Annotated in this window: 12 protein-coding genes; 7 read left to right on the plus strand and 5 right to left on the minus strand. The window is 68.6% G+C overall.

Going from position 1 to position 12,565, the window contains the following annotated elements:
• Positions 1–128: 128 nt before the first annotated feature.
• Positions 129–1,550, minus strand: a complete 1,422-nt coding sequence (locus C1I95_RS05990) for an NsdA family TPR-like regulatory protein (protein WP_111212777.1) — start codon at positions 1,548–1,550, stop codon at positions 129–131.
• Between the two features lie 289 nt (positions 1,551–1,839).
• Here C1I95_RS05990 and C1I95_RS05995 point away from each other — a divergent pair, with 289 nt between their 5' ends.
• From C1I95_RS05995 to C1I95_RS06015, 5 genes are all read left to right on the plus strand, one after another.
• A complete protein-coding gene (locus C1I95_RS05995) occupies positions 1,840–3,288 on the plus strand; it encodes an NAD(P)-binding protein (protein WP_111212756.1) in 1,449 nt (482 codons plus the stop codon).
• Positions 3,285–4,574, plus strand: a complete 1,290-nt coding sequence (locus C1I95_RS06000) for a hypothetical protein (RefSeq protein ID WP_111212757.1) — start codon at positions 3,285–3,287, stop codon at positions 4,572–4,574. The genes C1I95_RS05995 and C1I95_RS06000 overlap by 4 nt, the downstream gene beginning before the upstream one ends.
• A complete protein-coding gene (locus C1I95_RS06005) occupies positions 4,571–5,449 on the plus strand; it encodes a class I SAM-dependent methyltransferase (protein ID WP_233513387.1) in 879 nt (292 codons plus the stop codon). The genes C1I95_RS06000 and C1I95_RS06005 overlap by 4 nt, the downstream gene beginning before the upstream one ends.
• Positions 5,446–6,060 carry a GTP cyclohydrolase II gene (locus C1I95_RS06010; protein WP_111212758.1) on the plus strand — a complete coding sequence of 205 codons (615 nt, stop codon included), beginning with the start codon at positions 5,446–5,448 and terminating at the stop codon, positions 6,058–6,060. Before C1I95_RS06005 ends, C1I95_RS06010 begins: the two co-directional genes overlap by 4 nt.
• 206 nt (positions 6,061–6,266) lie before the next feature.
• A complete protein-coding gene (locus tag C1I95_RS06015; protein ID WP_111212759.1) occupies positions 6,267–7,661 on the plus strand; it encodes a UDP-glucose dehydrogenase family protein in 1,395 nt (464 codons plus the stop codon).
• A gap of 173 nt (positions 7,662–7,834) precedes the next feature.
• Here C1I95_RS06015 and C1I95_RS06020 read toward each other — a convergent pair whose 3' ends face one another.
• Complete coding sequence (locus C1I95_RS06020; protein WP_146605649.1) at positions 7,835–8,803, minus strand: hypothetical protein; 969 nt, start codon at positions 8,801–8,803, stop codon at positions 7,835–7,837.
• Between the two features lie 106 nt (positions 8,804–8,909).
• Between C1I95_RS06020 and lexA the strand changes: the two genes are divergently transcribed.
• Positions 8,910–9,581, plus strand: a complete 672-nt coding sequence (lexA, locus tag C1I95_RS06025) for a transcriptional repressor LexA (RefSeq protein ID WP_438941288.1) — start codon at positions 8,910–8,912, stop codon at positions 9,579–9,581.
• Between the two features lie 45 nt (positions 9,582–9,626).
• On the opposite strand, the gene C1I95_RS06030 is transcribed toward lexA, so the two are convergent.
• Both C1I95_RS06030 and C1I95_RS06035 read right to left on the minus strand, forming a co-directional pair.
• Positions 9,627–9,830 (minus strand): hypothetical protein, encoded by a 204-nt coding sequence (locus C1I95_RS06030; protein ID WP_111212762.1) that lies wholly within the window; start codon positions 9,828–9,830, stop codon positions 9,627–9,629.
• A 111-nt stretch (positions 9,831–9,941) separates the two neighbouring features.
• Complete coding sequence (locus tag C1I95_RS06035) at positions 9,942–10,922, minus strand: ATP-dependent DNA ligase (RefSeq protein ID WP_233513393.1); 981 nt, start codon at positions 10,920–10,922, stop codon at positions 9,942–9,944.
• 417 nt (positions 10,923–11,339) lie between these two features.
• Here C1I95_RS06035 and C1I95_RS06040 point away from each other — a divergent pair, with 417 nt between their 5' ends.
• Positions 11,340–11,588 (plus strand): DUF8847 domain-containing protein, encoded by a 249-nt coding sequence (locus C1I95_RS06040; RefSeq protein ID WP_111212764.1) that lies wholly within the window; start codon positions 11,340–11,342, stop codon positions 11,586–11,588.
• A gap of 92 nt (positions 11,589–11,680) precedes the next feature.
• Here C1I95_RS06040 and C1I95_RS34740 read toward each other — a convergent pair whose 3' ends face one another.
• The gene (locus C1I95_RS34740) at positions 11,681–11,965 is read right to left on the minus strand and encodes a hypothetical protein (RefSeq protein ID WP_146605650.1); all 285 of its coding nucleotides are present in this window, start codon (positions 11,963–11,965) and stop codon (positions 11,681–11,683) included.
• Positions 11,966–12,565: the final 600 nt, after the last annotated feature.

The following is a 12,565-nucleotide window of genomic DNA, read 5'->3' on the forward strand; positions in this document are numbered from 1 at the left end:
CTGATCCAGGAGGCGCGTCTCGCGCTGCCGGCGAACTGGTCCCCCACCACCATCCTTGAGGCTTCGACGAGTTCCTGTACCGGCGGGACTGGGAGTGGCTGTTGGCGCCTTGGTCCTGGCCGATCGGCTTACTTTGGTGCGGCTCGTCGTGCCGGTATGGGCAGGGTGCGTAGCTCGTTGACGAGGTCGCGGACGGCTGGAGAGCGCGGGGCGGCGGGGGCGAGTTCGTCGTGAAGTCGGAGTAGGAGGACGACGCTGCGCACGGAGTTGACAGCGGGTAGGCGGCCGAGGGCGAGCCGGGCAGCGCCGACCGCACGGTCCAGGTCACCGGCGGCGTTGTGGGCAAGACTGAGCCATGCGCCGTGGCGTAGTGCGGAGCGTTGTGGCGCCTCAGTGGGACTGGTGTGAGCACGGGCATGAAGTAGCTGGCCGGCTTGGCGGAGCAGTTGTTTGCGTCGTGTCGGCACCCGCTCGGCCAGGACCACGAGGCCGCGGCCGGTGATCGCGTCGAGTTCGATGCGGTCGATGTATGAGGCCCACCGAGGAAGCGGCGTGTCGGACTTGGCGTCGAGGAGTTCAAGGGTGCTCGTGCGCATCCGTGAGTAGCTGGTGACGTCACCGGCGACGGCGTGGGCGAGGCTGCTGCGGGCGGCGACCAACGCGCGGACGGCGGGTGGCGTGGTCTCCGCCGATTCTTGCGCCGCCGCGGCGAGTTGCAGGGCGTCGAGGGCGTGGCCTCGGTCTGCGGCCTGGTTGGACATGAGAGCCAGGACGCTGGCGGCGAGGCCCGGCTCGGCTGCCGCGTGCGCGGCGCGCAGGGCCGTGAGATACCAGCGTTGCGCGATGCCGTCTTCGCCTGCGTCGAATGCCATGAAGCCGGCGGTCTGCGCGAGCTGCGCCAGGGCTGCGGTCAGGCGGCGGCCGGTGGCGGCGTTGTAGGACGCGCGGCGCAGGAGCCGGGCGACGGCGGTGAATTGGTCGTTGACAAACTCTCGTGCGGCGCCACCTTGGTTGTCGTCGAGTTGTTGGGCTTGGGCGACGACGGTGTCGATCATGTCGAGCAGCGGCGGGCTGACGGGCCCGCCTTCGCCTGCGGCGGCGACCATGTCCGGGACGGGCTGCTGCAATGCGGTCCAGGCGGGGGCGGTCAGTGCTGCGCCGGTGACGGCGATGATGGTGCGACGGGTCGGCACTGGTCCTCCTACGAGGCTGAGCAGTCCGTTGCTGTCCCAGGGTAGATCCATCGCGTGGTCTGCCGGCAGGGCAGGCTGGGGACGTGGCGCGGCCTGACCCCACACGTCCGTGTACAGCAGGTCGGTGTGGAGTTGGGCGGACAGTAACTCGACGACGAGGTCGGGTATGTCGCCGTGCGGCACGGCGCCGTCGGAGATCCACTTGTAGGGGGTCTTGGGGTGGACTCTGCGGCTGTTGCCGCGTGCCGCCAAGACGGTATTGATCCGTCGGGCTAGGGCCTCGGGTCGCCATCCCGCGTCGTGGAGCAGATCGGACAGGCCCCGGTTGGTGTGGGGAGTTGATGGCTCGGCTTCCACGGTCGGAGCCTCCCTTGCGAGCGCCGAGGTACGGCGGCGGGCTCGACAGTAGCGGCCTGATCGGTGGCGGAGAAGGAAACGCACCATCCGCACCAGGTTCCGCGCGTACCGCACCGACGGCACCGCGTCGATCTCTGCCCCGGACACACGACAGCGGCGACAGTCGATAAACGGGCGCGGCGGACATCGAGGCGCCGTCCCGTCTGGACTTCACGTCTGCTCACCGTCCGCCGCCACGAGGAGGGCCGCGATGCCAAGCACGCCGCTCGCCGGCCAGGAGGGATCCGCTATGTTCGTCGATGTCGTTGTCGTCGGTGCCGGCCCGAGTGGTCTGGCCTGCGCCCACACGGTCGTGCGCCAGTCCCTGGGCCAGCGGGTGCTGCTGTTGGAGGCCGGTCGGGGGTTACGGAATCGGCCGTGCCCGGTCGACCGAGGGCTGCGCTGCACGGGGTGCGCCGGGATCTGCAACGTGATCAGCGGCTTCGGCGGCTGTGTGCACTACGGCGACGGGGTGAAGCTGAGCCTGCTGCCGTCCGGCCGCCGCCTCATCGATCACTTCGGCGAGGACCGCGCCGGCGAGCTGTGCGAGCGCGCGTTCCAGTTCCTGACCGTGCCGCTAGCGGAGCAGCCGCTGCTGCGCGGCACGTGCCTGGGCGCGCCGGTGACCACGGCGTTCGCCGGTCACGGTCTGGCCATCCGGGAATACCCGGTCGCGGTCCTCGGCGAGACGCAGGTCCGGGCCATGCTCACGGCGTTGCATGGCTTCCGTGACGACGCTCTGACCGTGTGGGAGAAATCGGAACTGATCGCCACCGCCCTCACCGGAGACCGGCTGACGGTGACGGTAGCGACGCCCGGGGGTCCCGTCACGGTCGACACAGCGCAGCTGGTGCTGGCCACGGGCCGGCACGGGGTGACCAGCACCCAAAACCTCCTGACGGCGTTCGGGGTGCAGACGGTCGCGCCGGACATGTCGCTCGGCGTGCGTCTGGAAACGAGGGCCGAGGTGCTGGCCGCGATCGGTGTCGAGCACCCCGATCTGAAGATCACCCAGCTGGAGCAGGTGGACAGGAAGACGAAAACGTTCTGTTTCTGTGGCGGCCCGAACGGTGGCCGGATCAAGTTCACCAACTACCAGCGCTCGTTCGGCCGCGAAGTGATCACTCTCGACGGGCACGAAACCACCGAACGCCGCCCGGGGGCGAGGCCGCTCGCGGCCAACTTCGGCCTGTTGTGCCAGCTCGCCCGCCCCGGCACCAGCGCTGAGGTCCGCGCGGAGATCCTGTCCGACTACTGGCGGCTCAGCGCCGGCCGGCCGGTCGCGCAGAGCCTGCGTGCGTTCATGGCCAGGACGGCCGAGCCGCGGAGCTGGCCGGAGTTGGCTGCGGCGGTGACGTTCGAGCCGTCCGTCCAGGACTTGAGCACGGGCCGGCTTGACAGCTTGTTCACCGGCGCCGAGCACGCCAGCCTCGTTGAGAGCTTCCGCCGTGTCATGGGCTCGATTCTGGACCACGCCGGCACCGGCGCGTCCACGGATGATCTTGTTGATGACGTTCTCGTGATCGGGCCGGAGGTCGAGTTCCTGTGGGACCGGGTCCCGGTCGACGAGGACTGTAAGGTGCCGGGCCTGCCGATCTTCGTGATCGGTGATGCCGCCGGGATCGCCCAAGGCATCGTGCAGGCCGCCATGATGGGCGTAGCCGCCGGCGACGCCATCGCGACCGGCATGCCGGCATGACCGCCGCCACGACCCGCCGCCCGGTCCTGGATCGGTTCGGGCCGCTCTACCCGGCCTCCGCGATGGCGTTGCCGGTCATCCCCAGCCTCCCGATGCCGCGCCTGCCCGCGCCGCCACCGGACGTGCGCAACCTGAGCCCGCACTACCGCGACCACTACGGCTCCCACATCCTGCGCGAATACCCCGCCGGAGACTGCGGGGACCGGATCGCGGTCATCGACAAGGCGTTCCCGCACAGCGTCTACGACATGATGCTGCTCGCCACGGTCCGCGACGACGACGTGATCGCGTCGTCGGTCAGTGATGTCCCCGAGGCCATGCTGACGACGCTGCTCACGTTCTGCGCGCAGTTCGTCCGCTACGTCCACGCCGGCTCGACTCGGCGCCGGTTCGCACTCGACGGGGCGCAGCTGATGATCGGCACGAACTACGACCCGGCCACGACCGACCGGGACAACGGGCAGTGGTGGGACAAGCGGATGCACTGGCACCTCAACTGTTGGCCCGCCACCGCCTACCGCCATGCCTCGATTGTGCCGCTGGGCGAGGTGACTGACGTGAACCGGCGCCGGGCGCTGGTCGACCCCATCGCGTACCTCGCCGCGCAGGTCATGGGAGACGCACTCCGCACGCAGCCGCTGCCCGCCGGCTGCCGGGTGGTGGGCGATGCGGATCTGTCCCCTGCTGGTGGCCCGGTAGGTTTCAAGATCGCTCTTCCGGGCTGGGATTTCCTGCCCGGTGCCGCCTGCGCGCGGCTTCTCGTTCAGATTCACGACGTGGCCGCAGGCGCGTACGCGCAGCTGCGGGGGTGTTTCACCGGTAGCCCGGCGGCGTCACCGTCATGGGCTCGGCCAGGGCTGCTGCCGCCCGGTCAGGTCGCGGCGAACCTCGACAACCTCGCCTGGCTCTCCGAACCCGCCCGGCGGGGTCTGGTCGTGCTGAGGTCGTTGCTCCGGGACGTCACCGCCCACGAGATGGACCTGATGCGGGCCGACATGGACCTCGCGAACAGGTGCTTGACCCTGGCTGGCCTGGACTATCACCTCGGTTTCTGGTCCCCACCGCACCCCGACAGCTGGCCCGACAATCCGCGGGTGTTCCTCGTGATGCAGTTCAAGCTGCTCAGCGCCGTCGGCAGCAGCCCCGCGATCGGAGGCGGCGTCGCCTCGATCCTCGACCGCTTCCGGGGCCCGGTCATGTCGGCGCAGCAGACCCGGCTGCGCCGACAGTTCCAGGACCGCTTCCTCGCGCTCCTGGACTGCCACACCCCGCAGGTGACGGCGTGACCAGCCGTGCGCCCCACGCAGCCGTCGGGGCGGGCATCACCCCGGAAATCCTCGCCTTCTACGCCGACGGGGCGGAGCAGGGGCGCCTGAGCGACCCGCGCCGCCGCATCGAGTACCTGCGCACCCTCGATATCCTGGCCCGCCACCTTCCCCCCACAGGAACGGTCGCCGACGTGGGCGGCGGACCCGGCGCGTACGCGCTTCGGCTGGCCGCGGACGGCTACCACGTGCACCTCGTGGACCCCGTCCCCCTGCACCTGGAACAAGCCGCTGCCTCGTCCACCCACGCCACGTCGCCAGTGGCGTCGATCGTGCGCGGGGACGCGCGTCGGCTGCCACTCGGCTCCCGCAGCTGCGACGCCGTTCTTCTGCTCGGCCCGCTGTATCACCTCACCCACGCCGCCGACCGCGCCCGCGCCTGGACCGAGGCGCACCGCGTGCTCGTCCCGGGCGGCATGGTCGCCGCCGCAGCGACCTCGCGCTTCTACACCACCTGGGAGTACCTCGCCAAGAACCTCTACGACGACCCGGCCGTGGAGGCGATCCTGGCCCGGCATCTGCGCGACGGGCAACACCGCAACCCGACCGGCGACCGACGGCTGTTCACCACCGGCTACTTCCACACCCCGAACGACCTCACCGCCGAGGCCACCACCGCCGGCCTGCGCCCGCACGCCCTGCTCGCGGTCGAAGGTGCCGCGAAACTGCTGCCCGACCTCGCCGAGCGCCTACGCGACCCACACCGCCGCGACCTGCTCCTACGCGCGATCCGCCGCATCGAGGCGGAACCCTCACTGCTCGGCATGTCCGAACACATCCTGCTCATCGCCCACAAACCCACACCCGACAGCACCGCCACGGAGGAGACGAGATGACCGCCACCGTCCGGCTCGCCGGCTGTGACCTCCCCACCGCCCACGGACAGTTCCAGCTGCACGTCTTCGGCCCCGAGGCGGGACCCGAAGAAGTCCTCGCCGCCGTCCACCGCCCCCAGCCCACCGACGGGCAGACCCCGCTGGTGCGGATGCACAGCGCCTGCGCCACCGGTGACCTGCTCGGATCACTCACCTGCGACTGCGGCCCCCAGCTGGCCACATCCCTGCACCTCATCGGCACATCCGACTACGGGATCCTGCTCTACATGCTGCGCCACGAAGGCCGCGGCATCGGCCTCGCCGCCAAGATCCGCGCCTATACCCTCATGGACCAGGGATACGACACCGTCGCCGCGAACGCCGCCGTCGGCGCACCCGCCGATGCCCGCGACTACCGGCCCGCCGCCGACGCGCTGACCTGGCTCGGCGTCGCCTCCGTCCACCTTGCCACCAACAATCCGGGCAAGATCGACGCCTTCCGCGCCGCTGGGATCGCCGTCGACCGTGTCCCACTATCCGGTTTCGTCACCCCCGCGAACCGCGACTATCTCCACCAGAAGGACACCCTGCTCGGACACCTGAACAGCAGCGGAGCCGCCGCCGCTTACTGACCCGTATGTCCCTCCGGACACGGCCCGCCGATTGCCCCCGGTATGTATCATTCCGCCGTGTAGCAGGCGGGGGCACGCGGCTTACAAGCCGGACCACGACCCGCAGTAGAACGGTGGCGCACACCGACGCCGCTGATCAGCGGCACCAATTCCTCCGAACCGGATCACCACTCGTCGGCATAGCCGACGAGGAAAGGAAACGCTCAATGAAGGTCTGCGTTGTCGGCACCGGATACGTCGGTCTCACGACCAGCGTCAGCCTGGCCTTCCTGGGCCACGACACCACCTGCGTAGACCTCGACAAGCAAAAGATCGACACCCTCCGCGCCGGCCACTGCCCGATCTACGAACCGCACCTCGAAGCGCTCCTCGAACAAGCTCTCCCTCACCTGACCTTCACCACCGACTACGCCGTCGGCGTAGCCGACGCCGACGTCGTGTTCATCGCCGTGCAGACCCCGCAACTGGACAACGGCAACCCCGACCTGCAGTACCTGCGATCCGCCGCCGAAAGCGTCGCCCAGCACCTACGCGGCGACTTCACCGTCGTGGTCAACAAGAGCACCGTCCCGATCGGCTCCGGCAACTGGGTCGACGCGATCCTGCGCGAAGCCTACGAACGCCACCACGGCCACCGCCCCAACGGCCAATTCGCCGTCGCCTCGAACCCCGAGTTCCTGCGCGAGGGCACCGCGCTCGCCGACACCCTGTACCCGGACCGGATCGTCATCGGCTCCGACAGCCAAGCCAGCCTGGACGTCCTCAACCAGCTCTACCGACCCATCCTCAACCAGTCCTTCACCCCACCAACCGTGCTGCCCCGGCCCGCCGGCATTGGCGCCGTGCCACTGATCTCCACCGACCTGGCCTCCGCCGAGCTGATCAAATACGCGGCCAACGCCTTCCTCGCCCTCAAGATCAGCTACATCAACGAGATCGCCGCCATCGCCGGCAAAGTCGGCGCCGACATCCGCGAAGTCGCCCGCGGCACCGGCCTCGACGCCCGCATCGGCCCCCGCTTCCTCAACCCCGGCATCGGCTGGGGCGGATCCTGCTTCGGCAAAGACACCGCCGCACTCATCGCCACCGCCAGCGAGTACCACCTCCCCATGCCGATCGTCACCGCCGCCCGCGACGTCAACCACCGCCAACGCACCAAGGTCATCGACCGGCTCCTCGACGAACTCCACATCATCAAAGGCCGAAAGATCGGCATCCTCGGCCTAGCGTTCAAACCCGACACCGACGACCTACGCGACTCACCAGCCATCGACATCGCGAACCTGCTCCTCGAACGCGGCGCCCGAATCACCCTGCACGACCCCGTCGCCGCCGACCGCTTCCGCCGCGAACAACCCACCCTGGCCGAACACCTCACCAACCGCGTCGACGACGTGTTCGACGACGCCGACGCCATCGTGGTCGCCACCGAATGGGCGCACTACCGCGACCTCGACTGGGCCAAGTTCGCCCCCACCATGCGCTCACCCCTCGTCCTCGACGGACGACACTGCCTCAACGCCGACAGACTCACCGAACTCGGCTACCGATACCTCACCATGACCGCGCCAGCCATCCCCCCGCGCTCCGACACCCAATAGCCACGACGCACCGACGACAGGCACCATCCGGGCCGTCGACGGCCCCCGTTGACCGTGCGCTAAGGCGAGCAGAGTGGCACAGTCGGACGTGGTCGTCGATCAGCGCACGGCGGCATTCCGACGCGGTGTCCACGCGAGCGCTCTGCAGGCGGTGACTCGAAGATGGCAGGGCGTCAGCGCCGGAAGGGACGTCGTCCGTCTCGCGGAGTCGCCTCCGGGAACGGGCGGAACCACACTGCCGGCCGATAGTCACCCATTCCTGTAGACCGGTTGTATTCGCTGTCGGGGTCCTCGACGCCGTCGAGCTGGGCATCGAACAGGTTGAGGATGTCGTCATCCTCGAGCAGCACTTCGGACGTGATGTCCCAGTCGTAGTCGTCGGGGTGTGAGGGCAGCCTGGCCAGGTCGGACGGGGCCACGCCCCAGCCGTCTTGGTGGGCGTCCTGGCCTGCGCGCAGTATCAGGTGTAGGGCCATCTCCTCGCCCGGGCAGGTGGGCGTGGGGATCCTGCCGGCTTCGAGGTCTCCGGTGAGATCGTCGAACGCGCGGGCGGCCTGCCGACGCCACACCGCGTCCTGCCGCCAGGTGATCCGCGGGTAGCTGGCGAGAAGGCTCCACTCCCCTTCCTCGATGACCGGGGCGTCGCCGTGCTCGTTGACGTCGTCGTATGCCTGGTCGGCGAGGATCTGCGCTACCGCCCACAAAATCATGGAGGTGCGAGGAGTCAGTTGATATCCAGAGCAAGCGGTGCAATCGCCCTTCCCGCAGCGGCACAGCGGGAAGAGCGTGGCGAAGTCAGGTGCCGCAGGGACGGCTGCCGGTATCGACTCGCCGTCGAACACCTGCTGGGTCGAGTCGACGACAACAACGCCCGGAACGTCGGCGATGACGTCGTCCACGTGGACGAGCCACGCGACAGCACCTGCGGGATCGCCCTGCACGTCCTGCCGCGCCTCGGCGCGGACATCGGCAACGCTGTGCCCGGCAGGGGCGCGGAACGGCGTGGCGTCGATGTCGTCGAGAGCTGCCTGTTCCAGCGCGGCGTGATCGGTGACCTCGACGACCAGTTCGGCCTTTACCACGATCCGCTGGCGTTGCTTGCCCGCAGGACGTTTGCCCGGACGCCTGCTCCGCTTGCCCATGCGCGCCAGCGTAGCTCCGCTTTCGAACGCTGAGGGTGGTGGGCAGTAAGCGGCGAACAGTGCACGGCGCTCACGAAACCCGTCATCAATTAGCACAAACGATCGAATCGCAGGGTACCGTGATGTAGTGACCGTCCCCGACGCACTCCCTGATCAGCCTGCGCTGACCCGCCGGCAGCAGCAGATCCTCACGGTGATCCGGCAATGGGTCGCGCAGCACGGCTACCCGCCGACGGTGCGAGAGATCGGCAGGGCGGTTGGCCTCGGCTCGCCGTCGTCGGTCACGCATCACCTGAAGACCCTGGAAGGACGCGGTCTGCTCCGGCGGGCTGCGGGTGGCCCCCGTGCGGTCGACGCACGCCCGGCAAGCACAGGCGACACGACCTCCGGCTCCAGTGCCCACGGCGGGACACCGGTTCCCCTGCTGGGAGCCATCGCCGCCGGCGCACCGATCACCGCCGAAGAGCACGTCGAAGACATTCTTTCCCTGCCCGCCGAGTTGCTCGGTCGGGGCACGCTGTTCGCGTTGCGGGTGCGAGGAGATTCGATGATCGAGGCGGGCATCACGCATGGAGACGTCATAGTGGTGCGTCAACAGTCGGTGGCCGATAACGGCGACATCGTCGCCGCGATGATCGATGGCGAAGCCACCGTCAAGCAGTACCGAATCCACGACGGCCACATCACACTCGTCCCCCGCAACCCGAGCTACCCGGTGATCCCCGGCGACGACGCGACCATCCTCGGCAAGGTCGTGTGCGTGCTTCACCGCCCGTAGACCACGCACTAGATGCTGCAATCAGTGTGCGAACTCTAGAGGTGGTCACCCGAGAACGACCTCGTGGCGGTACGCCTGCACCCGAGCGCCGTCGGCAAGAACGACCTCGACCCGCCCGCCGCCGTCAACCTGCCTCCCTACAGCGTGGACCGGCTTACCAGCATGCTCGACGGCGCGCGCCTGGTCGGGGTCCGCCCGGTTGGGGCGGAAGACCCAGCTGAGGCTTACAGGCTGATTGATCACGAGCACCCCCCGACGGTGGCACACTTGTTCGATCGCCGAGCCTAGTCGGACTGTCTTCGACAGTTGCTTGCGGCGCGCCGACTCGCGATCGGTCAGTGACTCAGCCGGTGGCTGCGGTTAACCCGCCATCCAGCCACCAACATCCGCTGTCTCCAGGTCCAGTCTGACTCGGAGAAGGCCCACGGGATGACGCCATCGGCCGTGTTCCCAGGCGATGTCTGCGCTCACCTCAACCACCATCACCGGCTCCACCGCGATGTAATCGATGGGGGGTGGCCGGTTGAACTGCCCGAGCCATCCGGCCGGCAGGGGCTGTGGCCATGGATGCCGCTGGTGCGGTCCACGCCAGGCGATGACAGGCAGCAGGGCGCCGAGTTCTCGGCGCTGGGCCGTGGACAGCGGCACGGTGCGACCGACGTAGCGCAGGCGCCCGTCGCGGTGGTCAAACCTGCCGAGCAGGAGCGCGATCGGGTCCGTCAGGCGACCGATGACACCTCCGACCACCGCCTCGGCGCTGATCCGCTTCTTAATCTTGATCCAATCGGCTCGCCCCAGCCGGTAGGTTCCCGCCAGGGCCTTGACCACGAGCCCTTCGATGCCGGCGTCCGCACCGTGGTCGTACCAGGTCAACGCCAAGCCCGTGTCGATCGTCTGCGGACAGAGTGGCAGCTCTGCGGGGCCGTCGGTGAGCAGCCGCGCCAGGCGCGCCCGCCGTGCCGCCAGCGGTAGACGAAGCACCTCGACGCCGGCCTCCTGCAGCAAGTCGAAGATCACCAGGTGAGCGGGGTGCCGGCGGATCTCCTCGACGAGGCGGCGGCCGGCCGTGACGCGCCGTTGCAACAGGCCGAACGAGGTCCGGCCTCGGCCGCTCTCCCAGGCCACCAGTTCCCCGTCGACGACCGTGCCGGGCGGCAGGGTCATGGCCAGGTGCCTGCAGACATCCGGGAAATAGGGGTGAAGCGGTCGTCCCGCGCGAGACTGCAGAAAGACGTCCTTCGCGTCAACGAACGCAGTTCCCCGCCACCCATCCCACTTCGGCTCAGCAGCAGCCCCGGGCCGACCCAAACCTGGCAGGTGGGTGGTGGGCCGCGCTCGCATCGGCTCGATCGGCGGCCGCAGCATTGTTCCCCCAACGCGCTATCGCACCGGGGGTGGTTTCACACCTTAGGCGAACCCTGCCAGTGCCGGCAGGTGAACGCGACCGACCGCATCAATAGTGGCCGCGCGGGTCTGCCGATTGCGTGGTGGGCGGACATGTTGCCGTAGGCACCGCCTGCAGCGAGCCGCTGAGCTCATATGTGGCTCGACGCCAGGCGACGCCGCGAGGCGCCTCAGCTCCCGTGGCAGACCATGAACCCGGCCGCCTGCGGGTCGGTTTGAGGGATACCAAGGCGAGGACGGGGCGTTGCCGCGGATCCGACTGGCAGACGACAGCTGCGGGCATTCTGTGCGGGCACGGTGGTGCGGTCGCTGGAACACGCCCGTTGTCGGCGGGTCGCGGCCGATGATCGGAGCATGTGGGCGAAGATCGACGTGCCGTGCGTCGGAGGGCCGGTAGACGGCCGCTCCCTCATCGTGCCCGTCGATGACGACGGGTGGCCCCCCACCACCATTGATCAAAGCTGGTTGTGGATCGAGTACGGCAGCGAGCTGCTCAACGCGGACGTTGACGGTGTGTACGAGCTGGAGCCGATTGCTGGCGGCGGCCCGCCATGGGTCTACGTGTGGGCCACAGCCAAACCCTCCAGCGCCCCGGGCCGATAACCCATTCAGCTTCGGAGGTTGGCCACCTCATGGCCACGGGCACCCGCGACCAGGCAAGGGAGGTTGGAGTTTGCCGGCGGCCTATCTGCTGGTCAGTCATTGCGTGCACGGCCTCGGCCAACGACTGTGCAGACTCGGCCTGGCAGGCCAGAGCATCCCGCAGCTTCGCCGACGCGACATCCTGGCCGGCGGCCCTCCGCGGCATCGGCTACTTCCCCGATGCTCCTGCCGAGTCCGATCGCGGCGGCCCGCAGCGTCGCGATCGGCGTTTCCGGATCCGTGATCCGCACGTCGCCTTCCAGCAAGTCCGCCAAGTCGTGCGCGTCCATCGCGAGATTGACGGCCTTGCCGGCGTATGCGGGCAGCGAGGAGGACATGGATTCATCCTGCCAGTGTGCTACCGCGACCGTGCTGATTGATCTAGAGCCAGCGCCAGACGCGGCTCCGGCCACGGACCGACAGCGCGCTCGCGCCAGCCTCGGGTGACGCCCCACGTTCAAGTGACGCTCGATTCGCGCGTTGATCAAGCCAATCACTACGCCCTGGCGGCAGTCGATGACGGCGCTGCTCGTCACCGCGACGAGGTGGACCACTTTCCCGTCCACGGCAGCCACTGACATGGTGGCCGGATGGCGGGAAAGCCGCCTAGGGCGAGGCGGTTTCACGTCACGGAAGGATCCGAGTCGGAACGGGAATTCCCATAGCGGCCCAACCGAGGGCTTCCCTACAAACACTCTCCGCAATGAAGATTTGCCAAAGGGTCCATTTGCCAACCAACCCGACGCCTTCGCCTTGATGAATCCCATCCAGGCGAATATGTTCGGATCATTGATCACTCAGCGAGCGGGGGAGGTCGCCATGCGTAACGGTGTCGAATGGGACTAAACTTGCGGTAAGCGGGCTGCTACTGTGGATGACGCTTCGCGTGGGGGCTGACAACCGCAGGGGACTGATCGATGCCGTTCCGGCGTGACAGA

This window comes from Micromonospora craterilacus (genome assembly GCF_003236315.1).
GTDB classification, from domain to species: Bacteria; Actinomycetota; Actinomycetes; order Mycobacteriales; family Micromonosporaceae; genus Micromonospora; species Micromonospora craterilacus.

Bases quoted from the DNA above. Each gene is read 5' to 3' on its own strand.
- C1I95_RS05995 (WP_111212756.1), top strand. From the start codon at position 1,840: ATGTTCGTCGATGTCGTTGTCGTCGGTGCCGGCCCGAGTGGTCTGGCC.
- C1I95_RS06000 (WP_111212757.1), top strand. From the start codon at position 3,285: ATGACCGCCGCCACGACCCGCCGCCCGGTCCTGGATCGGTTCGGGCCG.
- C1I95_RS06010 (WP_111212758.1), top strand. From the start codon at position 5,446: ATGACCGCCACCGTCCGGCTCGCCGGCTGTGACCTCCCCACCGCCCAC.
- C1I95_RS06015 (WP_111212759.1), top strand. From the start codon at position 6,267: ATGAAGGTCTGCGTTGTCGGCACCGGATACGTCGGTCTCACGACCAGC.
- C1I95_RS06020 (WP_146605649.1), bottom strand. From the start codon at position 8,803: ATGGGCAAGCGGAGCAGGCGTCCGGGCAAACGTCCTGCGGGCAAGCAA.
- C1I95_RS06035 (WP_233513393.1), bottom strand. From the start codon at position 10,922: ATGCGAGCGCGGCCCACCACCCACCTGCCAGGTTTGGGTCGGCCCGGG.
- C1I95_RS06040 (WP_111212764.1), top strand. From the start codon at position 11,340: ATGTGGGCGAAGATCGACGTGCCGTGCGTCGGAGGGCCGGTAGACGGC.
- C1I95_RS34740 (WP_146605650.1), bottom strand. From the start codon at position 11,965: ATGTCCTCCTCGCTGCCCGCATACGCCGGCAAGGCCGTCAATCTCGCG.